This window comes from Methylomonas sp. 2BW1-5-20 (assembly GCF_052474515.1).
In genome coordinates this window covers 353,390-378,347 of record NZ_CP184127.1, presented here as the reverse complement: position 1 = coordinate 378,347, position 24,958 = coordinate 353,390, and the positions used below count along the sequence as shown (strand labels likewise).

18 protein-coding genes are annotated in these 24,958 nt (G+C 54.5%); 14 read left to right on the top strand and 4 right to left on the bottom strand.

Annotated features, from left to right (window positions below):
• Nucleotides 1–107 precede the first annotated feature (107 nt).
• From ACH50O_RS01715 to ACH50O_RS01650, 14 genes are all read left to right on the top strand, one after another.
• On the top strand, nucleotides 108–671 hold the full coding sequence (locus ACH50O_RS01715) for a hypothetical protein (RefSeq protein ID WP_446810335.1): 564 nt from the start codon (nucleotides 108–110) through the stop codon (nucleotides 669–671).
• 43 nt (nucleotides 672–714) lie between these two features.
• Nucleotides 715–1,518: a carbonic anhydrase gene (locus ACH50O_RS01710; RefSeq protein ID WP_446810334.1), complete on the top strand. Its 804-nt coding sequence runs from the start codon at nucleotides 715–717 to the stop codon at nucleotides 1,516–1,518.
• Nucleotides 1,519–1,626: 108 nt separating this feature from the next.
• Nucleotides 1,627–4,161 (top strand): magnesium-translocating P-type ATPase, encoded by a 2,535-nt coding sequence (gene mgtA / locus ACH50O_RS01705; protein ID WP_446810333.1) that lies wholly within the window; start codon nucleotides 1,627–1,629, stop codon nucleotides 4,159–4,161.
• 31 nt (nucleotides 4,162–4,192) lie between these two features.
• Complete coding sequence (locus ACH50O_RS01700; protein WP_446810332.1) at nucleotides 4,193–4,498, top strand: hypothetical protein; 306 nt, start codon at nucleotides 4,193–4,195, stop codon at nucleotides 4,496–4,498.
• A gap of 241 nt (nucleotides 4,499–4,739) precedes the next feature.
• Complete coding sequence (locus ACH50O_RS01695; RefSeq protein ID WP_446810331.1) at nucleotides 4,740–6,089, top strand: TolC family protein; 1,350 nt, start codon at nucleotides 4,740–4,742, stop codon at nucleotides 6,087–6,089.
• 22 nt (nucleotides 6,090–6,111) lie between these two features.
• Complete coding sequence (locus tag ACH50O_RS01690; protein ID WP_446810330.1) at nucleotides 6,112–7,281, top strand: efflux RND transporter periplasmic adaptor subunit; 1,170 nt, start codon at nucleotides 6,112–6,114, stop codon at nucleotides 7,279–7,281.
• A gap of 21 nt (nucleotides 7,282–7,302) precedes the next feature.
• Nucleotides 7,303–10,371, top strand: a complete 3,069-nt coding sequence (locus ACH50O_RS01685) for an efflux RND transporter permease subunit (protein ID WP_446810329.1) — start codon at nucleotides 7,303–7,305, stop codon at nucleotides 10,369–10,371.
• A 9-nt stretch (nucleotides 10,372–10,380) separates the two neighbouring features.
• The gene (locus tag ACH50O_RS01680) at nucleotides 10,381–10,707 is read left to right on the top strand and encodes a P-II family nitrogen regulator (protein ID WP_446810328.1); all 327 of its coding nucleotides are present in this window, start codon (nucleotides 10,381–10,383) and stop codon (nucleotides 10,705–10,707) included.
• A gap of 5 nt (nucleotides 10,708–10,712) precedes the next feature.
• On the top strand, nucleotides 10,713–12,176 hold the full coding sequence (locus ACH50O_RS01675) for a carbohydrate porin (protein WP_446810327.1): 1,464 nt from the start codon (nucleotides 10,713–10,715) through the stop codon (nucleotides 12,174–12,176).
• Between the two features lie 124 nt (nucleotides 12,177–12,300).
• A complete protein-coding gene (locus tag ACH50O_RS01670; protein ID WP_446810326.1) occupies nucleotides 12,301–13,338 on the top strand; it encodes a PIG-L deacetylase family protein in 1,038 nt (345 codons plus the stop codon).
• 60 nt (nucleotides 13,339–13,398) lie between these two features.
• Nucleotides 13,399–14,826 (top strand): sensor histidine kinase, encoded by a 1,428-nt coding sequence (locus ACH50O_RS01665; RefSeq protein WP_446810325.1) that lies wholly within the window; start codon nucleotides 13,399–13,401, stop codon nucleotides 14,824–14,826.
• Nucleotides 14,827–14,936: 110 nt separating this feature from the next.
• Nucleotides 14,937–16,328, top strand: coding sequence for a sigma-54-dependent transcriptional regulator (locus tag ACH50O_RS01660; protein ID WP_446812101.1), 1,392 nt, complete (start codon nucleotides 14,937–14,939; stop codon nucleotides 16,326–16,328).
• Between the two features lie 553 nt (nucleotides 16,329–16,881).
• A complete protein-coding gene (locus ACH50O_RS01655; protein ID WP_446810324.1) occupies nucleotides 16,882–17,478 on the top strand; it encodes a VPLPA-CTERM sorting domain-containing protein in 597 nt (198 codons plus the stop codon).
• An 845-nt stretch (nucleotides 17,479–18,323) separates the two neighbouring features.
• Nucleotides 18,324–18,587, top strand: a complete 264-nt coding sequence (locus ACH50O_RS01650; protein ID WP_446810323.1) for a hypothetical protein — start codon at nucleotides 18,324–18,326, stop codon at nucleotides 18,585–18,587.
• Between the two features lie 1,260 nt (nucleotides 18,588–19,847).
• Here the strand turns inward: ACH50O_RS01650 and ACH50O_RS01645 are convergent.
• The 4 genes from ACH50O_RS01645 to ACH50O_RS01630 all read right to left on the bottom strand — a co-directional run bounded on the left by ACH50O_RS01645 (nucleotide 19,848) and on the right by ACH50O_RS01630 (nucleotide 24,945).
• Nucleotides 19,848–20,024 (bottom strand): hypothetical protein, encoded by a 177-nt coding sequence (locus tag ACH50O_RS01645; RefSeq protein ID WP_446810322.1) that lies wholly within the window; start codon nucleotides 20,022–20,024, stop codon nucleotides 19,848–19,850.
• A gap of 550 nt (nucleotides 20,025–20,574) precedes the next feature.
• Complete coding sequence (locus ACH50O_RS01640) at nucleotides 20,575–22,698, bottom strand: ABC transporter ATP-binding protein (RefSeq protein WP_446810321.1); 2,124 nt, start codon at nucleotides 22,696–22,698, stop codon at nucleotides 20,575–20,577.
• Nucleotides 22,695–23,876, bottom strand: coding sequence for an ABC transporter permease (locus ACH50O_RS01635; RefSeq protein WP_446810320.1), 1,182 nt, complete (start codon nucleotides 23,874–23,876; stop codon nucleotides 22,695–22,697). The genes ACH50O_RS01640 and ACH50O_RS01635 overlap by 4 nt, the downstream gene beginning before the upstream one ends.
• Nucleotides 23,869–24,945, bottom strand: coding sequence for an ABC transporter permease (locus tag ACH50O_RS01630; protein ID WP_446810319.1), 1,077 nt, complete (start codon nucleotides 24,943–24,945; stop codon nucleotides 23,869–23,871). Before ACH50O_RS01630 ends, ACH50O_RS01635 begins: the two co-directional genes overlap by 8 nt.
• Nucleotides 24,946–24,958 lie beyond the last annotated feature (13 nt).

Sequence of the window (24,958 nt, the reverse complement as noted above, 5' to 3'; positions counted from 1 at the left end):
AGCGCAGCACCTATATGGAACGCTGAACCGCGGCTGTTAAACACAAGCATTTTGCAGACCTTACTCAGGCAATTGCTATAATCAAAACGCTTAAACACGGAGCCGACATGAACCGCATCTTTATTATTTTTATAATATTTTTCAATGCCGTATCCTGCTCCACGGACTCCAGGCTGGAGCCGGCCGTCGCGCGGCAATCATCCGACACTCGCCCGGTGCTGGCAAAAAACGGCAAAACCCAGGAACCGCCGGAGACCGGCGAACCCGCCATGCACGCGATTCAAAACAATCACCTGCAGCAGATCATGCAACAGATCAATGAACTTGTTTACGCCCAACTCAGCAGCGAAATAGACTTGGGAGAACAACGTCAGTTGAAAACAGCGGAAATCGCCAGAATCGCCAACGAATTGGCGATTAGCGAGAAGTCAATTGTGGAAACCCTGCCCACGCTAAACCTGAAACCGGACGAAGAAACCACCTTTCTCGCGTTGGCGGACAAACTGCGCATGAGTGCCGTACAAATGCAAGATTTGGCCGTTCAAAATCAATTGCGCGCAATTCCGGCGACATTGGACACCATCACCAATACCTGTATCTCTTGCCATGTGTTATTTAGAAAGAGCCGCAGTTTGTTAGAAAAATGTAAAGATCCCAGATACACCTGCTAACAGCCGATTAACGCTCGACGAGCCTTAAATTCATATAACAATCATGGCTTTTAATCGCGATATGAACCACAACCTGACGCTGATCGCCTGTTTGCTAGCTTATGGCCCAGTATTTAACCCTACGGCGGCACTTGCGGCCGACGGCCACGCCGATCCGCATTGGACTTACGAGGAACAGGAAAGCTGGGGCGAATTAAAGGACCAACTCTACAGACCGCCTTTTCCGTATGCGGAATGCGGCATCGGCCAAAAGCAATCGCCGGTCAACATCGATCCGGGCAGCGCCGTTAAAGCGGAAAAAATAGACGAATTGCAACCCAATTATCTGGAAATACCGCTGAGCCTGACCAACAACGGTCATACCATCCGCGCCAACACCACAAAAGGCACGTTAAACTTCGGCAATAACGAATACGATTTGGTGCAATTTCATTTCCACGCCCCCAGCGAGCATTTGCTGAACGGCGCGGCCTATCCGCTGGAGATTCATTTCGTCAACGGTACCGCCGACGGCCGGATGGCGGTGCTGGGCGTGTTGGTCAAAGCCGGCGCGCATAACCCGGCGTTTCAAGAAATCCTCGAACAATCGCCCAACCGCATGGGCGAAACCAGCAACCCGCCCATCATGATCCGCCCTGCTCGTTTATTGCCCGAACATACCCAACATTTCTATACCTATGCCGGCTCGCTAACGACGCCGCCCTGCAGCGAGGGAGTACAGTGGTTCATCCTGCAAGACATCTTGGAAGTATCGGAACAGCAAATACGAGATTTCAACAGTAAGTTCTACCATGACAATGCTCGTGTCGAACAAAAACTGAACGGCCGGGTATTGGATGCGCATTAATCGCGCACAAGCAGCCCCAAGACTGCTCCCACCCGATCGCATAGCACCGGCCCGACAAACGCCACACCCATAGTCTGCCGCACACGCAACAATAACCGAGTTGGAAGCATGCCAATCAACATCGCCCCCAAACAGCCGGAGCCCTTTTGGCATAGCCCTATCCAAACGCTATTCCGGCAATTGCAAACCGACGAACACGGCCTGACCGGGCAAGAAGCCGCATCCCGCCTAAAACGCTTCGGCGATAACCGCCTGCGAAATCACAAACCGCCCAGCGCCTTGGGATTGTTTTTGGGGCAATTTAAAAGCTCAATCATCCTGATCCTGCTGTTTGCCACCGGCCTGTCGTTTTATCTACATGACAAACTGGACGCCATCATCATCCTTTGCATCATTCTGATGAGCGCGCTGTTGGGCTTTTGGCAGGAGAAAGGCGCCGCCGACGCAGTCAGCAAATTGCTGGCGATGGTACAAATCAAGGTTGCCGTGTGCCGCGACGGCACCATGCAAGAACTGCCTGCCGAACAGATCGTCCCGGGCGACATCGTGCAATTGCGAGCCGGCGATGTGATACCCGCAGACTGCCGGCTGCTGACATCCGACAATCTGTTCGTCGACGAAGCCATACTCACCGGCGAAAGCTATCCGGCCGAAAAATACGTCACCGAATGTCCGATCGATACCGGCCTTAGCCAACGCCAAAACTGTTTGTGGATGGGTTCGCATGTACAAAGCGGCAGCGCCACGGCCTTGGCGGTCGCAACCGGACCTAATAGCGAGTTTGGCAAACTCTCCACGCGCATCAAACTGAAAGCGCCGGAAACCGAATTCGAACATGGCATACGCCGCTTCGGTTATCTGTTGATGGAAGTGACGCTGACGCTGGTGATCATGATTTTTGCGGTGAACGTGTTTCTGGATAAGCCGGTGATGGACTCGTTTCTGTTCGCGCTGGCCCTGGCGGTCGGTTTAACGCCACAGCTGCTGCCGGCGGTGATCAGCATCAATCTCGCGCACGGTGCCAAACGCATGGCCGAGCAAAAAGTCATCGTCAAACAACTGGCCGCTATCGAGAACTTCGGCAGCATGAACGTGCTGTGTTCCGACAAAACCGGCACCTTGACCGAGGGCACGGTACAGCTTAAAGACGCTTTGGATATCACGGGTAAGAGCAGCGATAAGGTCGCGCGCTACGCTTACCTGAATTCGGCCTACGAAACCGGCTTCAACAATCCCATCGATCAGGCCGTCCGTCAATTCAAAAGCTTCGACATCGCCGCAGAAGGCAAACTCGACGAAATCCCCTACGACTTCCATCGCAAGCGGCTAAGCATGCTGGTGCAAGATAAGGGCGAAACTCTGATGATCTGCAAAGGCGCATTAAACAATATCCTGGAAATTTGCAGTACGACGGAAAATGCCGATGGCGAACTGCAACCTATCGCGGCGGCTTACGATGCCCTTCAGGAACGTTATCGGCTATATAGCAGCCAGGGTTTTAGAACCCTGGGCATTGCGTATAAACCCATGCCCGATGCGACAAAGTTCGCTAAGGGCGACGAAACCGATTTGCGTTTCTTGGGGTTTTTAACGTTCTTCGACCCGCCGAAGGCCGATTGCGCGGAAACTATCGCCCTGCTGCGCGAACAAGGCGTAACCTTGAAAATTATCACCGGCGATAACCGTTTGGTGGCGCAGACCGTGGCCGGACAATTAGGCCTAAGCTCTCCAACCATTCTGACCGGTACCGACCTGGCCGAAATGAGCGAAAGAGCCTTGATCCATCAGGTCGCTCAGGTCAATTTGTTTGCCGAAATCGAACCCAATCAAAAAGAACGTATCATCGTTGCTCTGAAAAAAGCGGGCTTCGTGGTGGGTTACATGGGCGATGGCATCAACGATGTGTCCGCGCTGCACGCCGCGGATGTCGGCATTTCGGTGGACAGCGCCGCCGATGTCGCCAAACAAACCGCGCAAATCGTGTTGTTGGAAAAAGATCTGCGAGTCTTGCTGGGCGGCATCCGCGAAGGCCGCATCACCTTCGCCAACACCTTAAAATATGTATTCATGGCCACCAGCGCCAACTTCGGCAATATGTTCAGCATAGCCGGCGCTTCGCTGTTTTTGCCTTTCCTACCGCTATTGCCCAAGCAAATTCTACTCACCAATCTGCTAACCGATTTTCCGGAAATGACCATCGCTTCCGACAACGTCGATCCGGAAATGCTGGCTCGGCCGCACCGCTGGGATATAGGCTTTATCCGTAAATTCATGATTACTTTCGGCATTATCAGCTCCTTGTTCGATTACCTGACCTTCGGCCTGTTATTGTGGCTGCAAGTGCCGGTAGAGCAATTCCGCACCGGTTGGTTTAGCGAATCGGTGGTTTCCGCCGCGTTGATCGTATTCGTGGTGCGCAGCCAGAATCCCTTGTTCAGCAGCCGTCCCGGCAAGTATTTGATGATCACCACTGCGGTCATCGTTACGTTAACAGTGGGGCTACCTTACACGCCCTTGGCGCCGCTGATCGGTTTTCAACCTTTACCCCTAACGATTTCCGGCTGGCTAGGTTTAATCGTGCTGCTTTACATCCTTACCGCGGAGTTGGCCAAGCGGATTTTTTATCGGCATGTCAGCCTGTAATCAAGCTATTTATATTTATTTGAAACGCCCAATGAAACAAGCTTACAACAACGATCTTTCCCACCATATTCTGCCGAATTCGGCAACGATGGTGGGAGTTTGCATTATGGTTATCAGCATCGTTAAAGGTCAGCCCTCCGATATCGTCAATTACGTAATCGATAAGGCGCTGGCAATCGACAGTTTGCTATTCACCATCAGCGCACTGCTATCGTTTTTATCGATTCGACTGGAGAGGTCTACAATAGGTCTGGAACGCTGGGCGGAAGTGCTTTTTATATTGGGATTGGTGTCGATGACAGTCATTGCCCTCATTTTCTCGTTCGAAATTGTTTAGACGCTTTCGCCGGAAAAAACGGCTAAGCGGTAACAGGGCTTTTCGGCCGTTTGCCGGCAATTTATTGGTTTATATAAACCAAGCATAGTCTAAATAACCATTAGACCGGTAATTCCTAACTAGAATTAAGGTTGAAATCAGCCGAATCGCCGGCGTTCAGCGGGCGCGCGGAGACCTTGGCAGGCTAATTGCTGATAGTCTTTATAATCCACGTCCAATAGAGCGACTCCGGTAATAAACCATGCAAAACAAACGTTTCATCTATAGCGCGGCGCTATGCTTGCTTGGAGCTCTGATGGCTTTCGAGGCCCACGCGCAAAGCGTACCTTTATCCATCGACGAAGCGCTGGCGATTTTTTACCAGCGCAACCTCGATCTGATCGCCGCGCAATACAATATCGATCAATCCCGCGCCGACGCAATCGTCGCCGCAGCCATTCCCAACCCGACCTTGGGCGTACAGATTTCCGAGTTGAGCAACCGGCCCAACATGGGCTCCAACGCCACCGGCTGCAATCACGCTGCCAACGTGTCCTGCGGCCCCGCCGAATATTTTTCCTTCAGTCAGTTGATCGAAGTCGCCGGCAAACGCGGTCTGCGTATCGAAAGCAGCGGTTTCGCCACGCAGGCGGCGGAAAGCGATTTCCGCGATGCAGTGCGAATTTTTTCCAATATGGTCCGAGACGCGTATTACGATCTGGTACTGGCACAAAAGAATCATTGGCTGGCCCAAGAAATCGTCGACCATTATCAGACCATATCCAAAGCCAACCAGCTCAGAATGAACAGCGGCGACATAGCCGAATCCGATTTTCTGCGGGTCAAAATGGAAGCGATGCGCGCGCAATCCGATCTGGATACCGCGCAAACCGCGGTGGAACAGGCGCAAGCCGGTTTGGCGGTCATCTTGCGCTGGCCGGATAACGGCCTGCATTTCGAAGCCAAGGAACAATGGCCGGATATCAAAGACATCGGTCAAAGCCTGTCCAAAGACGACTTGATGAACAAAGCCTTACAACAACGCCCGGATTTACTGGCCGACAAACAACGAGCCGCCCAAGCGGAAAAAGAACTGGAATTGGCCAGACGCCTGAAATACCCGGATGTCACCGTCAATGCCGGCTACGCGCGCGACCCCAGCAATAACACGCTAAATTCGTTTTTCGTCGGCGTCAGCGTACCGGTCCCATTGTTTTATCAATACCAAGGCGAATCGGATAAAGCGGCAGTCGCGTTAAACCAGAACCAGTTGGCGGTAGAACAAACCGAGTTGGGCATTCGTAACGATGTCGCCAGCGCCCTAGCCACCTGGAATAGCGCGGATAAAATCGTGCAACGCTTCCATGGCGGCTTGCTTGACGATGCGCTATCGGTGCGCAACAGCGCCGAATTGGCGTATAGCAAGGGCGCTACCGGCGTGCTGGACTTTATCGAAGCGCAACGCAGCTACAAGAATGTGATGCGCGATTACAGTCAGGCCATGATCAACCGCGCCAACGCTTATTACGATCTGGCCAAAGCCTTGGGCGAGGAAGTCGGCAGCGACAATGCCGCCGGTAACAAGGCGCAGGACCACACTCAATTGCAATAGCATGCTGGAACGCATAATCGACATGAATACATCTATCCAATCTCTCGGCAAAATATCGCTACTCTGCTGTTGCTTGCTCGCCGCCGGGATATTACCGGCTTGTTCCGACTCGGCCGACAAGGCGCCGCCGCCAGCCAAACCTGCTACACCCGCCGGCGAAGTCGTCCTGGCGCCCGATTCGCCGAAAAAGGCCTACGTCAAAACGGCGCACCTGAGCTTGTCTCAACATCCTCTGCTGGAACCCTTGGCCGGCAAAATCGTATATGACGAAAGCCTGACCTCGCGCATCAGTTCGCCTGTCGCCGGTCGGGTTGTTGCCACGCCCGTCGCGCTGGGCACGCCGGTTCAGGCCGGTTCCACCTTATTGGAATTGGACAGCCCGGACGTCGCCGATGCCGAAGCCGACTTCGCCAAGGCGCAAGCGGCGGTAACCCTGGCCAGCCACGCCTTCAACCGCCAACAAGAGCTGTACGCCGGCAAAGCCATTTCCCGTAAAGAACTGGAACAAGCGCAAAACGACTTTAGTAGCGCCCGCAGCGACTTGCAACGCGCTGCCGACAGGTTAAAGAACCTGCATTTGTCAGCCCGCCAAGCCGACGGCCGCTTCGCATTGCGCGCGACGATTCCCGGCGTGGTCGTGGAACGTAACGTCAATCCGGGCATGGAAGTACGGCCGGATAGAGATACGCCGTTGTACGTAGTTTCGGATCTGAAACATTTGACGGTGTTAATGGAAGTGTTCGAAGTCAACATCGGCAAAATCAAGCTCGGGCAGCAGGTGTCCGTCTCGGTACCGGCCTACCCCGGCGAAGCGTTTCCGGCGACCGTGCAATACATCGGCCAAGTGCTCGACGAAACCACCCGCACCGTGCAGGTGCGCTGTAAACTGGATAATCCGGATGACCGCCTGATGCCGGGCATGTACGCCACCATCACGGTAGAAAGCGCGGCGGACGACAAGGCATTCGTGATTCCGCTGACGGCGGTGTTTACCGAAGGCGATGCCGATTATGTCTTCGTTGCCTTGGACGATAACCGTTACCGGCAACGCCGGGTCGAGATCGGCTTGCGTTTGAAAGACAAGGCAATCGTCACGCAAGGCCTGGAAGCTAACGAGCTGCTGGTGACTGAAGGTGCGCTGATGCTGCGCGCCGAAGAAGAAGTTGAAACCGAAAATAATAACCAGCCCTAGCGCCATACCCAGGACACTGACATGATCGAGCGTCTTATCGCGTTTTGTTTGCAACAACGGCTGATGGTCATCGGCGCCACGCTGGCGATTGCCGTTTCCGGCATCATCGCCTTCGAAAACCTGCCGGTACAGGCCTTTCCTGACGTGCAAAACGTTTTTGTGCAAGTGGTCACCCAATTTCCCGGCCAAGCCCCGGAAGAAGTGGAAAAACAGATATCCCTGCCGATCGAACGGGAAATGAACGGCTTGCCGCATTTAATGAATATGCGTTCGGTCTCCATTTTCGGCTTGTCGGTGGTGACGCTGACTTTCGACGACAAGGCCGAGGATTATTTCTCCCGCCAACAAGTGCTGGAACGCTTGCAATACGCCGACATCCCGACGGACACAAAACCGCAACTGGGTCCATTGTCGACCGGCGTCGGCGAAATTTTGCGTTACGTGATCGATGCGAAAAACTTACCCTTGGTCGAGCAACGCGCGCTACAGGATTGGATCATCGAGCCGCGGCTGCGCTCGGTACAAGGCGTGGCCGACGTGGTCGGTTTCGGCGGCGGGGTGAAGGAATATAAAGTCGCCGCCAAGCCGGACCAATTAAAAAACTACCGCGTCGATCTTAACCAAGTGTTCCAGGCGATTGCCGCCAACAATACCAATACCGGCGGCGGCTATATCGAGCACGGCGACGAAGCCTTGGTGGTTCGCGGCACCGGTTTACTGAAATCCGCGGCGGAAATCGGCGAAATCGTCGTCACCACCAACGACGGCGTACCGGTACGGATCAAGGACATCGCGGAAATCAGTGTGGGGCCGCAACCGCGCAACGGCATGGTAGGCATGAATCAGCGCGACGATGTGGTTGAAGGCATCGTGTTGTTGATCAAAGGCCGCGACGCGGTCAATGTCCTGGATGGGGTGAAACAGAAAATCAAGGAACTCAACGACTTCGGTCTGCCGCCCGGCGTAAAAATCACGCCGTTCTACGATAGGACCGAACTGGTCGGGCATACCATCCATACCGTCGAACACAATATGATCGAAGGCGCGATCTTGATCCTGATTATCTTGCTGGTGTTTTTGCGGCGCTTTGTCGCGGCGCTGCTGGTCACGCTGATCATTCCATTATCCCTGCTGTTCGCCTTCATCCTGGTGGACCTCGGCGGCATTTCCGCCAATCTGATTTCCTTGGGCGCCATCGACTTCGGCATCATTGTCGACGGCGCGGTGGTACTGGTCGAAGCCGTGATGGTGCAAGTCACGCTGGATTTGCAACGCAATGCCGATATGCGGCATCTGCGGCAATCGCTGCTCACCACCGCCAAGGAAATGGGCCGGCCCATCCTGTTTTCCAAAGCCATCATCATCATCGCCTTCTTGCCGATTTTTACCTTCCAGCGCGTGGAAGCCAAAATTTTTTCGCCGATGGCCTATACCCTGAGTTTTGCGTTGGTAGCCTCCATGCTGTTCAGTCTGACCTTTGTGCCGGCGATGCTGACCTATTTGCTGGGCCCGAAACTCGCCGAGCAACACAATCCGCTGGTGCACGCGATGGAAACTCGTTACCGTCAGTTACTGGAATGGGTATTGCGCCATGCGCGAGCGGTATTTATCACCGCCATCACGGCGCTGGTATTGAGCTTCATGTCGGTGAAACTGATAGGCACCGAGTTTATGCCTAAACTCGACGAAGGCAATATCTGGCTCACCATCACGTTGCCGACGCCGGTATCGCTGAGCACGGCCAAGCAACTGGAACGGCAGGTACGCGAAACCCTGGAAACCTTTCCGGAAGCCAAAACCATCATCACCCAACTGGGCCGGCCGGAAGACGGCACCGATCCCAAAGGCTTCAACAACCTGGAGGTGCTGATTGATCTAAAACCCAAGGATACCTGGCGCTATAAGCGAAAAGACGATTTGGTGCAGGCCATGGACAAGGCGTTGGCCATTTTTCCGGGCATACTCACCAACTTTTCGCAGGTGATTCAGGACAACGTCGAAGAGGCCATTTCCGGCGTGAAAGGCGAAATCGCCATCAAAATCTTCGGCAGCGATTTGCAAACCTTGCAGGACAGAGCCGATCAAGTCACGCATATCCTAGCCGGCATTCAGGGCGCCACCGATGTCGCCGCCGAACAGCAGGCCGGCCTAGCGCAAGTCATCGTCGATATCGACCGGGCCAAGGTGTCGCGCTACGGCATCAATGTCGCCGACGTGGAACGGGTGATGGAAATCGGCATGGGCGGCAAGGCGGCTTCGCAGTTTCTGGAAGGTGAACGCCGTTTCGACATCAGCTTGCGTTACCAGGATAACGCCCGCGATTCGGTAGCCGATCTGGAAAACTTGACGGTGCAAACCCCAGCCGGCCAACGCATCCCGCTATCCGAACTGGCGACCATCAAAATCAATCAGGGCGCGTCCCGCATCAGCCGCGAAGACAATATGCGGCGGATTGCCATCAAATGTAACCTGATCGACCGCGACCAGGGCAGCTTCGTCGCCGAGGCCCAGCAAAAAGTCGCGGCGCAAGTCGATTTGCCGCCCGGCTATAACATCGTCTGGAGCGGACAATTCGAAAACCAGCAACGAGCGATGAAGCGTCTGGCTGTCATCGTGCCGATCAGTTTGGGCCTGATTTTTGTATTGTTGTTCTGGGCTTTCATGTCGATTAAAAATGCCTTGCTGATCGTGATGAACGTTCCGTTCGCGATGATTGGCGGCTTACTGATTCTATTAGCTACCGGCATTAACCTGAGCGTATCGGCGGCCGTCGGCTTCATTGCCCTGTTCGGGATTGCCGTGCAAAATGGCGTGATTCTGGTGTCGCAATTGAACAAGCTGCGCCGCGAAGGACATTCGCTGCACGACGCTATCGTCAACGGTTCGGTGAGCCGCTTGCGGCCGGTGGTGATGACGGCCTTGATGGCCATGCTCGGTTTATTTCCGGCCGCGCTGTCGACCAGCGTCGGCTCGGAAACCGCCAAGCCTTTTGCCATCGTCATTATCGGCGGTCTGATCACCGCCACCATTTTGACCCTGACCCTGCTACCCGCGTTGTATCGCTATTTCGCCGAGCCTGACGAACCTTAGAGGATTACCATGAAAGAAATTCGCGCTTATGTACAACCGCACAAGCTGAGCCAGATCACGATGGCCTTGATGGAGATACCGGGTTTTCCGGGTATGTCGATAGTCGATTGCGAAGGTTTCGGCCGCGAACGGACGGAACACGTGCAGGATTACAAACCGTTTTTGGCTCGCAAGCGCCTGGAGATTTTCGCGCCGGACGAGCTGGTCGAGGTTATTTTCGAAACCATCATGCGCACTGCCCGCAGCGGGCATCATGGCGACGGCAAGGTTTACATCATCGACGCCCACGAAGGCGGCCGCATCAGCAGCGGCGAGCGGGATAAGGATTTGGGTTGACCACCATGTTCAATCTACCGCTCGAGGCAATTTCCTATGGCGCAATGCTGGCGTTGATGCTGTGTGTCGCCGGCGTCAACGCCGAGGAACAACAGTCCGCCGCCGCGAACGGCAATTTTTCGTTCATGCAGCTGCTGGCCGATCAAGGTCTGCACGATATGGCCGACGAGCGCTGGAATGCCTATGGCCAAGCCACCTATATTTCTAGCTGGAAACCGGCTTTCCCCGCCCAATACACCAATCTCAACGGAACGCCGCACTCGCTGCTACCGGATGCCGAGCGTTCCTTTACCGGCACCGTCACCGCCTATTTTGGCTTGAAGGCGTGGCAAGGCGGCGAAATTTATTTGGCGCCGGAAATGATTTCCGAACTGCCCTTATCCGATTTAAAGGGTTTGGGCGGCAGCATCCAAAACTTCGAATTGCAAAAATCAGGATCGGTTAGCGCGACTTGGTACAAATCGCGTTTTTATTTAAAGCAAACCTTCAATCTGGGCGGCGACAGCCATTCAGTGAGCTCCGGCCCCATGCAATTGGCCGGTAGTTTTAATAGCCATCGTTTGGTAATTACCGGCGGCAATCTCAGCATCCTGGATATTTTCGATAAGAACAGCTATGCCGCCGATTTACGCCAGCAGTTTCTGAACATGGCATTTCTAACCAACGCCGCTTACGACTTCGCCGCCGATGCCCGCGGCTACAGCGTCGGCCTAGCAGCCGAATATTATTTCGACGATTGGAGCTTTCGCCTGGGCCGCTTCGCCACGCCGCAAAACCCCAACGACTTGCCGCTGGATTTCCGCATGTTCAAATATTACGGCGATCAAGCGGAGCTGGAGCATCGCCATGAACTATTCAAGCAACCGGGCGCCGTCAGGCTGTTGGCATACCGAAACCGGGAACGGATGGGACGCTGGGACGACGCCATCGCCGCCTACCAAGCCAATCCGGCGCAAAACGCGGCGAATTGCACCGCCTTCAACTACGACTCGGCCAATAGCGGCGCGCCCGATCTGTGCTGGGTGCGCAAAGCCAACGTCAAAATGGGCATAGGCATTAATCTGGAACAGCAGCTATTCGACGGCGTGGGCGTGTTTTTTCGCGGCATGTACAGCGACGGTAAGACCGAGGTGTATTCCTATACCTCGGCGGATCGTTCGCTGTCGTTCGGCACCTTAATCGGCGGCGACAGTTGGGGCAGGCATTACGATGCACTGGGAGTGGCTTATGCCAGCAGCTGGATTTCAGCCGGGCATGTCGACTACTTACGCCTGGGCGGCGTGGACGGTTTTATCGGCGACGGCAATCTGCGTTATCGGCCCGAACAGGTGGTCGATATTTATTACAAACTGAGATTGATCCCTTCCGCCTGGATGACGCTGGATTACCAACACATCGCCAATCCCGCCTATAACGCGGATCGCGGACCGGTCGATGTTTACGGGCTTAGAGCGCATTTTGAGTTTTAAGCATCGCCGGACAAAAAGGATTGCGCGGTGTAATGGATAACCTAATTGGCGACGCTTCAGCTGAAAAGAATCGATCGCCTCAAGAAGGGCTTGCCCTCAACAACCGGAAATTCGCGGAGTATCCATGCAGAGATCTTATAAATGTTTAACCGTTTGCCTGCTATTGCTGGCAAGCCCCGTATTTGCCGTTGCGGAACAGACTTTGGAAATCGGCAAGGGCGAGCGCTTGCTGGTATTGGCCCCGCATCCCGACGACGAAAGTCTGAGTTCGGCCGGCCTGATCCAGCAAGTCCTGCAAAACGGCGGCAGCGTGCGCTCTACGGTAGTCACGTCCGGCGATGCTTACGTCGGCGCGGTGATGCTGGATAGCGGCAAACGTAACCCGTCGGCGGCCGATTATCTGGATTTCGGCGAAAAGCGTTTGGAAGAATCGCGCCGCGCCGCCAACATTTTAGGCCAGGGCTTTGTACATCTGGATTTATTGGGATTTTCGGACGGCAGCATTTATTCGGCGCTGGTTTCACATTGGCGGCATAACAACCCGATGCGTTCCGAATACACCGGCTTTGACCACGTGCCCTACAGGGAAGCGGAAGATCGCGGCTTTGCCCAGGACGGCCAGGATTTGCTTAACGAACTGGTCGCCATTCTGCAGGACACCAAACCCACGATCATCGCGTTTCCCGATGTGATGGAAAACGACTCCGACCACGCAGGACTGGGTATGTTTACATTGCTTGCCGTGCATAACTGGCTATCGCAAAACCCGGCCCACCGCCCGCAACCGAAATTACTGGCCTATTTGATTCATTGGCAAAACGGCTGGCCGCCCGGCTCCAATTGGGGCATGGCGCAAGACTGGAGCGACCAATCGCTGCCGTTACCCGCCGACTTGCCGCTACGCGGCCACAGCCGGGTTTGCGTGGCTCTGTCGCCCGAGCAAATCAACTTAAAGCGGACGGCCCTGGCCGAGTACAAAACCCAGCAACGCATCATGGGCGACTTTTTGTCGGCCTTCGTCCGCCGCAGCGAGTGCTTTACCCAGCTTAAGCCCAGCGACGGCAACCATATCGAGCAGGTTCTGGAACATTGGCGGCATGTGCGCAAGGTATTCGATAATCATCCGTTGAGCCGGCGTAAAATTTTGCCGGCCGGGTCATAACCTCCGCAGCGCTACGATAAACATTACATATCCGGCAGCAACCAATACGAGAAAGAAAGCATGCTGAAACTTCTGTTACGTCCGGTGATATTCGTCACGATAGTGATGAGCATTCTGGTGATTGGCGAACTGCTGGCCATCGGCCGCCTGACTTGGCGTAACCATGAGCGCATCCAAACCATAGAAACCGACATCGGCAAGGGCCATCACCTGGAAGAAACGATTTTCGAATTATTGGAACTGCAATCGCAATTGGCCTTGCACCGCAGCAATTCCAGCCTGGCCGCCGAGCAAATCAACGAAATTCAAGACCGGCTGCTGGATCTGCTACAGACCCATAATAAAAGCGCCGAATTCGCGGTTGCGGTCGATCTGAACACCTTGCAAACCAAATTTGCCGCCGCCAGCAACGGCGATCCGCAAGCGCTGATCGATTCGGTGAATATGATCCGGCAGGTATTGGATAGACAGACCAACGAAGAGGAAAAAATGTTGATCAATGTTGAAGACGATAGCCGATTGGAGTTGCAGCTGGCCGTGGTTCTGCCCTTGCTGCTGTTCTGGATAGGCCATTACTTCTTCCGCAATAACGTGCTGGAGCCTTTGGATGCGTTGCGCGATTTGCTGTCCGGTCTGGCGGAAGGCGTCAAGCAACCCATCACCCGCGAAACCGCCGATCCGATATTGCGCGACCTGTTCGACCGCTATAACAACTTGGTCGAGCATTTGATCGAACTGGAACAGGAACATCTGCATTACACCAATCGCCTGGAACAACAGGTACGGCAAACCAGCCACGCCCTGCTGGAACAAAGCCAACGTCTGGCCAAAGCCGAACGCTTGGCGGCCTTGACCGAAATGGCCGCCAGCACCGCGCACGAATTGCGTAATCCGCTGGCTATTATTCAAGTCGCATTGGAAAACTTGTTGTCGGAATCGAGCGACCCCGACCTGCGCCAACGTATCGGGCTGCTGCATAGCGAAGTGCAGAGACTGACCAATCATCTGAACGATCTGCTCAGTTCCGCGCGGCATAGCAGCAAAATTGCCCAACCGACCGACGTCAACGCCGTCGTCAACGACTTGATCACGCTATTCAAATATCAGGCGACCGATAACATCCGCTTTGCGGTACATGGCAAAGCCGATACCGCTGTCATGCTGCCGGAAATCGAATTCCGGCAAGCGCTGTTGAATCTGTTGCAAAACGCGGTGCAAGCCATCGGCACCCGCAACGGCAGCGTGGAAGTGGATATTGCGCAAACCGCTCAACAGTTATCGGTCAGTGTGAGCGACAGCGGCGATGGTTTCAGCGAGGCATTTTTACGGCAAGGCATCCGGCCTTTCGTCAGCCTGAAGGAAAAAGGCAGCGGCCTGGGTCTGGTGATGGTGCAACGTTTTGCCAAGGATCTTAGCGGTCAACTCAAGTTGGACAACGATGCCGCCACCGGCCACGGCCGGGTAACCCTGACTTTACCGTTGGCTTAAAGCTATGAAAACCCAAACCGAATATAGCGAAGATAAAGGCTGCCAGGCCGAGCATTACTCGGCCGGCAATTCGAACAACGCCGCAACTAACTGAAACGACCCCGACCATGATGCCCAATACCCTGTTAATTATCGAAGACGAAACCTTGTTAGCCTCGGAGCTGGCCCGCTATTTCGGCAAGGGCGGCTGGGAAGTCAGCATCGCTCATACGCTGCAACAAGCCGAACAATATCTGTGCGGACAGACCCTGGACCCCCTGGTGGTATTGTCCGATATGAATTTGCCGGACGGCAACGCGCTGGATTTACTGGAAAAGCTCAAACCGGAGATCGGCAGCAGCGAATGGGTGTTTTTGACCGGCTACGGCAGCGTCACCGATTCGGTGCGGGCCGTAAGGCTAGGCGCTTACGACTTTATCGAAAAACCCTGCTCGCTGGACCGCCTGAATTTATTGGTGGAAGGCGCCGCCCGCAGCGCCCGTGCCCAGCGCCGGCTGGAACAGCAAACCGCCTCGCAAAATCATCAATACAGCATCGACAGTTTGATCGGCTCCAGCCCCGCCATGGGCCAGCTGCGAGCCATGCTGAAACAAATTGCCAATGTGCCCTTCTCCAGTCTGATCGTCAGCGGCGAAACCGGCACCGGCAAGGGCATGATCGCCCGCATTCTGCATTATTCGGGCAGCCGCGCCGCCGCGCCGCTGGTCGAAATCAACTGCGCCGCGCTACCGCGCGAGCTGCTGGAGGCCGAATTATTCGGCTACGAAGCCGGCGCCTTTACCGGCGCGAAAAAGCGCCATCGCGGCCTGTTCGAACAGGCGCATACCGGCACGCTGTTTCTCGATGAAATCGGCGAAATGGATCTGGATTTGCAGAGCAAACTGCTGAAAGCCGTGGAAGATTTACGCATCCGCCGGGTGGGCGGCGAAGCCGAGATCAGCATCGACGTGCAAATCATCGCCGCCACCAATTTGGACTTGGTGGAAAAAGTCGCCGAAGGCGCGTTCCGCCGCGATCTCTATCATCGTTTGAACGTGATCAATATCCGCATGCCGGCCTTGCGCGAACACAAACAAGACCTGGAACAACTGGTGCCGCAATTCATCGGCGAATGCAATCGCAAATCGGCCAAGGCCGTCAGCCATATTCCGGAGCAAGCCTGGCAGGCGCTGAAAAATTACGATTGGCCCGGCAATATCCGCGAGTTGCACAATGTGTTGGAGCGTTGCGTGTTGCTGTCCAACGACCATAATTTACCGGTGGAATGGCTGCAGTTACAAGCGCCGCAAGCTCCCGCCACTCACAACGCCAAGGTCAATCAGGAAGGCGTGTTCATTCCGCTGGACGGCAGTATCAGCCTGCACGAAATGGAAAAATTTATTATTCAGGAAGCCCTGAACCGCAACGATGCCAATGTCACCGGCGCGGCGCGCATGCTCGGCACCACCCGGGAAACCCTGCGCTACCGGGTGCAGAAATATCATTTGAAATGCAAGTTTTAACTGACTAATCTGGCCTGGATTGATTTATCGCGGACAAAAAAATGCGCCCTGACCGCCCGAAGAACTTCGACCAACCAGAGCGCCACGTCCACACATGAGAACAGGTAGGAGTAACAACACATTTTGAATAAAGCAAAGTTGATGCCAAACGGCGGACACCTTGATTTTGCTGGATTTGTGGTATTTACGGCCAATGAAACACCGGGAGATTTGCACCAGATGCAACCGGAATTTGTCTGAAATGCACCAGGATGGCTCAGATAGGCATGTACTCGAACAGCCGATATGCCGGCGGGTGACATCAAACCCGCAATCCCGACCGTACAAATACAAATGCCATGCCCTCACGCCGCCGGCAATATTGTCTAATTTTTTTACACCCGCCGATATAAGAACGCTAACAAATCACACATCGCATTGATTTTAATCATTAAATTCATATGGGCTTGATTAATGCTTTATCGATATAGTTCGTTTCAAATTTGCGCTTGTCGGCGTAATTTGCCGGCACAAAGACTCGCCAAATCATTTTTTCATTTATTCGGAGGCAATTATGTTTTCAAAAAAGCACGCTGCGTTGCTGGTTTTATCATTGGGAATGCAAACTGCGCACGCATCGAGTTCGATCGACCAATATGCTTCAAGCGTTCTGGATTTTAGCTCCCAGTGGAGCCCTAATGGTTGGGCCGCAACTCAAGTTTTAGGAGAACCTGACACAGCCACTTATGGTGATATTGGAACTTCATGGGCGCCAGGGCCGAAAAACGGGTCGCTGGAGTTCATCACCGTGGGATTTGATACGGCTGTTTATGCAAGCGGTGCCACAATACGGGAAACCTACGGTAACGGATTCGTCTATCAAATCGACGCATTGGATACCCTAAACAATTTGATCACGGTTTGGACCGGTACCGATAGCAGCCAACCCGGATCTCCCGTGGACTTTCTCGCCACATGGGCCGAAACTGCCTTCGCGGTGAAGGGCTTGAAAATCTATACCAACACCGATCACGATCCGAACGCTTGGGAAGAAATCGACTCAATTCAGTTGCATGGCACACCAGCCGCCGTTCCACTGCCGGCTGCTTTTTACATGATGGGTGCGGGCTTACTGGGTTTGGTTAAAGCTAGCGGCCGCAAACGCGTCTGAAGTAAGCACTAAATACCGCTCAAGTTTTGGCAAGGGCTAAGTGTTACTTAGCCCTTTTTTATGTACGACAACTTCGTCAATATCGTTTTAAGCCCTCAATCGTCGGCCAAACAACCTATTTAACGCGTTAACCCTGGGTATGCCGGCGATTCAAATCATCGCAAATTCGAATGCCGTAATCGTTCGCGCGGATTCCGACCAACCTTATAACCCTTCTTGCGTTGAAAACAGAAATTTCGCCGCCGTCCACGTTCGGAACTAGGACGATGCACAAAATAAGGCTAACGCTCAAGCTTGCCGCGAAAATGCCCGAGTAATTTCGGAGAACAGTCGAGAAAAAAGCCTGGCTGTTTTACCAGCGAACAACATCGTTCTACAAAATTTGTCGGCCATTCTCGTTCGAAGCTCGGCGATTGCCCAAAATTACGCCAACGCTCGAGCTCGCCGCGAGAATGCCCGAGTTATTTTGGAGAATGATCGAGAAAATAGCTCGGCCGTTTTACCCGCGAACTACATCGTTCTACAAAATTTGTCGGCGATTCTCGTTCGGAACTCGGCCATTGCACAAAATTACTCCAACGCTCGAGCGCCCAGCGAGAATGTTCGAGAAAAAAGCTCGACGGTTTCAGAAGACCGCGGGGATAGCCAGGCATGGATTCTGACGGGACGAATTCGAACAACCAAGCGGCTAAAACCGGACATCGTGACGCCCGAACATTTAATCACCGCACTCGTAAAAACCGTATCCACCCGGTATGATTTGCCTGAGTAAGGTCCAAAAGCGTAATGTAAATGACGCAGCACAAAACTCAACGCAGTTCTTAACCTTATCCGGGAGTCCGCCCATGCGAAAATTCATTTCCGGTACATTGCTAGCCGCCATCACCCAGCTTAGCCACGCCATGCCTCCCGAAGCCCGCTCCCTGCCGCTGGAAAAAATCAGTATCGAACACATCGATCTTCAAGGCCAGCTTCGGACCTGGAAACTCAATAAAGTGTGTATCGACCAGCAAGCTTACCTATTGCTGATGAAAGGTTTGACCGAACCGATCAGCATTTCACCGTCCTTCAAAGACGGCAGACCGGAGCAATGCCGGGTAGCAAACTAAAGCCGGAAACACTTACAATTATTCCAGCCTGTGGTTTTATCGGGGTAGTTTAGTCGCGTGGGCACAGAAACCGTGCCAACCCTACGCGGCTTGGCAATTCAACACCATGCGTACGATTACGCGACCGATGCGCTTTACTTCGTTCAGCACATCCTACGGCCCTGGTTTTATCCCCGTATGCCGCGCCGAGCACCGGAGCTTTTGGCGAGAATAGCCCGAAGGGGTGCGGCAGGGATGCCGCACGTCGGCGGAGGGGCTGGGAAGCCCCTTCTGCCGACCCTCGTCAAAAGCGAGGAGCGCAGGGAACAAGCGGCATTCGGGCCGCCTTTTCTTTGGATACTTTCTTTTGGCGGAGCAAAAGAAAGTATCGCGGTTGTCGGTCCGCGAACCGACATTAAAACCAGCCGTCGCGTTAGCGACACATCCCCCAATCACCGCGTGGGCACAAAAAGCCGTGCCCACCCTACTTAGCTTGGCAATTCAACACCATGCGTACGATTACGCGACCGATGCGCTTTACTTCGTTCAGCACATCCTACGGCCCTACTGCGAAATCGGGATGGTTTTCTTCCCGCATGCCGCGCCGAGCGCCGGAGCTTTTGAACGGATTAGCCCGTTAGGGGCGCCGCAAGGATGCGGCGCGTTGCATGCAGGGGCAGGGAAGCCCCTTCAGGCAACCCCGTTCAAAAGCGAGGAGCGCAGGGGATAAGCGGCATTCGGGTGGCCTGCTGACTCCGCGCCATCCGGGCGCTCGCACTTCGTGCGCCTATGGCGTCCAAATCCGCTCCCGGCGGATTTATCTTTGGATACTTTCTTTTGGCCACGCAAAAGAAAGTATCGCGGTTGTCGGTCCGCGAACCGACATTAAAGCCAGCGGTCGCGTTAGCGACACACCAGATTCAAAAGCTGTCACCGCGTGGGCACAAAAACCGTGCCCACCCTACCGACTTAGGATGGTTTTCTTCCCGTATGCCGCGCCGAGCACCGGCGCTTTTGAACGGATCAGCCCGAAGGGGTGCGGCAGGGATGCCGCACGTTGCCGAAGGGGCAGGAAGCCCCTTTCGGCAACCCCGTTCAAAAGTTTCGGAGCGCAGGATAAAAGCGGCATCCGGGTGGCCTTTTCTTTGGATACTTTCTTTTGGCCACGCAAAAGAAAGTATCGCGGTTGTCGGTCCGCGAACCGACATTAAAACCAGCCGTCGCGTTAGCGACACATCCCCCAATCACCGCGTGGGCACAAAAAGCCGTGCCCACCCTTGGCTACGAAAGCCAGTCGGCAACAAGTTTCTCAACCTCTTCAATCATAGAGCTGACATTAGCATCATCAAATTCAGCGGAGTTTCCGTGCGCCGCGCTATTCCGAATCGCAGCTAGTGCGGTAATTCTTTTTTGGACAAGTGAATTGTACTGACCGACTTTTGCAAGGTCGGCATTCATCTTATCTAGCTTGCCTAGGCTTAAGCCGTGCGCTTCGCACAAGCTGCGTAAGTTTGTCTCAAGGACGACACCACAAATCACAGCAGCAGGAATACGATAGCCCGCTTTGAGAAGTTCGCGGGCCTGTTCGAGCTCGGTTGAAAAAACCTCTGCTTGGACCAGGCTGCGGACTGACGAAAGATACCCACCTTCAAAATCTTCTTTAGCGGCAAGAAAAACGGCACGGAGACGACTTAATCTTGTTGGATTTTCTTCGTAGAAACCAGGTTCTTCAGCCTTAACGAATGCCTTGAAGTGCTCGGACTCCGTACCACAGGCAGAGGCAAGTAGATTTCGTGTTTTAACGCACCAGCCAAGCAGGAGGTCAGTATCGACTTGTTCGTAAGAACCCGAAGCTGACTGTACTTTGCTTGTTTTGTGGCAGCAACTTCATTGGCTTGGGTGAGTAACTCGTCAAAGCGCTTCTTTAGATGCTTGATCACTAATCGACTCCAGAAGACAACGCATAACAAGTAATTAAATGGTTTCCGTATATCATCCCAACAATTCCCTAAACCACTAACCGCGGCACCGCCCCCAACAACTTTTGAGTATACGAATGCTCCGGCGCCCCACAAACCTTCGCAGTTAAGCCTTCTTCCACAATCTTCCCCTTATACATCACCACCGTCCGATCACTCAGATACTCCACCACCCCAATATTGTGCGTAATAAACAACAAAGTCAGATTACGCCGGCGGCGGATGTCCAACAGCAATTGCAGAATTTCCGCCTGCACCGATACATCCAGCGCGCTGGTGATTTCGTCGCAGACTACAAACTCCGGATTCAAGGTCAATGCTCTGGCCAAACCGATGCGTTGCCGTTGGCCGCCGGAAAACTCGTGCGGGTAGCGCCACAGCGATTCGCGGCTGAGCTGCATGTCTTCCAGCAGCTGTCCGGCCAGTTCGATACGTTCTTCTTGATTGGCGCCGATGCCGTGTACCTTCATCGGTTCGGTCAGCGTGGTTTCCACCAGCAAACGCGGATTTAGCGAGGATTGCGGGTCCTGAAACGCAATCTGCATCTTGCGGCGCAACGGCCGCAGTTCGCGGGCAGACAAGCCGGTGAGCTCCTGACCGTCGATGCGAATACTGCCGGCAGTCGGCGGTTCCAGTTGCAGCACCGCCCGGCCCAAGGTGGTTTTACCGCAGCCGGATTCGCCGACCAAGGCGACTATCTGGCCTTGCGGAATATCCAGCGACACCTCATCCACGGCTTTTACATAATCGACTGTTTGCCGGAACAAACCTTTTTTGATGGGGAACCAGACTTTCAGATCGCGGATTTGTAGTAGAGGCTCGGCTTCCTTTGTCACTATCCGGGGGGAAATTTTATGACTATCTTCATCGCCCCGTGCCGGACGGTTAGTCTCTTCTCGCCGTTGAGGAGGCTGCCGCAAAAGCTCCCTCTCCTCGTAGGAGAGCGGGAACGAATAAGGTGAAGCATCGCTTTGCAAGCCCTCACCCTGCCCTCTCCCCGCAGGAGAGGGTTCGGTTTTGGCTTCTATGACCGGCTCATCTGGCAGAGAGTTGTCAATCGAAACGTTTTGCGCTGCCTGTAGCCTTAAGCCGGCACGCTCCAGTACGGAAAGCAGCTTTTTATCGCTCTTACTTAGTTCCACATCCTCCGGCGGCTGTTGCACGAGTTCCTTCTTCTCGTGGGAGAGAGGGGGCGCATCGATTTGCATCCCCTCTCCCTGCCCTCTCCCGGAGGGAGCGGGTTCTATTTTGGCTTCTACGACAACATCTTCTGGCAGAGTTAGAGTTTCCGGGATTGGTGATTCGACGATCTCGGGAGCAGCAGGATTGACAGCTACGGCCGCACTGCCCGGTTTGGCCAGATTCTCCGGCACCGAGGCCAGCAGTTTTTGCGTATAGGGGTGTTGGGGATTGCGCAATACTTCGGCGCAAGTGCCGACTTCCACCAACTTGCCTTGCTGCATTACCCCCACCCAATCCGCCATCTGCGCCACCACGCCGAAATCGTGGGTGATGAACAGCATGCTCATGCCGGTATCGTCCTGAAGCTTGCGCATCAAGCGCAGAATCTCGGCTTGCACGGTCACATCCAGCGCGGTGGTCGGTTCGTCGGAGATGAGCAAGTGCGGCTCGCAAGCCAGTGCCATCGCGATCATCACCCGCTGGCGTTGACCGCCGGAGAGTTGATGCGGATAGTCGCGGAAGCGGCTGGAGGCGTTGGGGATTTGCACCTGTTCCAAAGCCCTGATAGTGCGCTCGGTGGCTTCCGCGTCGTCCATATCGGGATGATGCAATTGCAGCGCTTCGGTGATCTGCTCACCTATGCTCATCACCGGATTTAAGGAGGTCATCGGCTCCTGGAAAATCATCGCGACTTTTAAACCGCGCACCGCGCGGATGCCCGGATCGTCCAGCTTTAACAAATCCTGCCCGTTCAACAAAATCTCGCCGCTGGGGTGCGAAGCCACACCGTCCGGCAACAGACGAATTACGGATAAAGCGCTGACCGACTTGCCGCTGCCGGACTCGCCGACCAGGCAAAAGGTTTCGCCTTTGGGGATGCTGAAACTGATGTCGTCCACCGCCCGCACTTCGCCGCCGCCGGACCTTAAATAGGTGCGCAGGTTGCGGACTTCCAACAAGGCTTGGCTCATGATTTGACCCCGGCCTTGTCGGACAGGCGCGGATCGATGGCATCTCTAAACGCTTCGCCGATCAGGTTGTAGGCAAACACCGTCATGAAAATCGAACCGCCGGGGAATACCGCCATCCACCAGTTAAAGGTCGAGGATTTGACGGCTTGATCCAGCATCGCCCCCCAGGATGGCGCGTCGACCACGCCCAAGCCCAGGAAGCTTAGCGTCGCTTCCGACAGGATCGCCCCGGCGACACCGAAACTGACCGCAACCAATAAAGGCGCGACGCCGTTGGGCAGCATGTGGCGGAACAAAATAGAGCTTAAGGGCAAACCGCTGGCGACCGCCGCCTGCACATAATCCTGTTTGCGCAGTTTCAAAAACTCCTGCCGCACATAACGGGCATAGCCGGACCAGCCGGTGACGCCGATGATCACCATCATCATGTATAAACTGCGGCCGAAGAAGGCGACGAACGTCAGCAGTAAAAACAACGTCGGAATGTCTTCAAAAATCTCCACCAGCCGCATACCCAACATATCGACGATACCGGAGAAATAGCCCATCAAGCCGCCGACCACCACGCCAATGGCCAACGCAATACCCGACGCGATCAAGCCTATGCTCAAGGAAATGCGACAGGCATGGATCATTCGGCTTAGGACGTCGGCGCCGTTTTCTTCCGTGCCCATTAAATGGGTATGGCCCTCGGTGGCGAAAGGCGCTTCCAGGCCCTTGCTACCCAGATCGCGCAGATAATCGACCGGCGCATAAGGTATCGGTGGCATGATCTTCCAATCCACTTGCGTGTAAGCGGCGCTGCGGAAGTCGTCATAGATCACCAGCACCGGCGGCTTGACGAAGACATTGACCGCAACCGCTGCTAACGCGCTGCCCAGCAAAAACAGCAAAATCTGTTTGCCGCCGTCGATTTTTAGCCGGTAAACCGCCAGTGCGACGAAAAAGCTGGCCAGGACCCAGGCGTCTTCCACCGATAAATACTCCAGCACCGGCGCGGAAATGACGCCGTCCTTGCTCATCAGCAAGGGCATCGAGTTGGCGAGAAACGGCGCGAATACCGCGCAAAACACCAGCAATGCCACCCAGGCCAGACCCAGCTTAACGCCGACGCCCGCCAGCGTCTTGCGCCAGATACGGGCGGCGAAGGACTCGCGGCTGATCACGGGCTTAGTCATAACTCACCCGCGGATCGGCCAGGGTGTAACAGAAGTCGGCTATCAAATAGCCTATCAGCGTTAAAAAGCCGCTGATCCAGGTAATCGAAAGCACCAGCTCGCGGTCTCGGCCTTTCACCGCTTCCACCGCCAGTTGGCCCATGCCATTAATGCTGAAAATATTTTCCACGATCAACGATCCAGCCAACAAACTGGGCAGCAAGCCGGCCGAGACGGTAATCAACGGTAACAGGCTATTGCGGAACACATGTTTCCACAGTACATCGTTTTCGGCCAAGCCTTTAGCGCGGGCGGTGCGGGCATAATCAGAGCTGAGGTTTTCCAGAATGGAAGTGCGCGTCAGCTTCGCTAATGCGGCAAAGCCGCCATATGACAGACAGATCACCGGCAAGATCAGATGCCAGATTCTATCCAGCAGGAATCCGCGTACGAAACCGCCTGTATCCCAGTGCGGCAGGAACGGCATATCTTGCGCTTCCCGGCTGCTGATGCCGGCGGTTGGGAACCATTGAAAGTGTTGGATGTTAGCGAAAAAACCCAGTAACAATACTCCGGCCAGCATCGTTGGAATCGACCATAAGGCCAGCATAGACATACCGGCACCGACATCGAAAGCGCTACCACGCTGGGTCGCCGCTTTCATGCCGACCATGATGGCGATGATATAGGTAAACGGCAGCGTCACCAGATTCAGCAGCAAGGTGATCGGAATGCGTTCGACCAAAATGTCCGACACCGGCCGGCCATATTGAAAGCTGGTACCCAGATCCATGCCTTTGCTAAACGAAAATTCGCCGCGCTGGCCTTGGGCGTCAGTGACGAAACCGATCGGTGAGACATTATTCAGCCAGCGTAGGTATTGCACCGGTGCCGGCTGATCCAGGCCATAGCGTTTGTTGTAATAATCCAGCAGAGCCTGCTTTTCCTGCGGTTTCATATCCATGCCGCCGATCAAGGTCTGGGCACTGATGCCGCCCGGCGACATAGCCATGACGCTGAACACCAACACGGTAATCCCCAACAGCGTGGGGATCATCAACAGCAGGCGCCGTAGTAGATAAGTCAACATCGGCGAGTCCTTG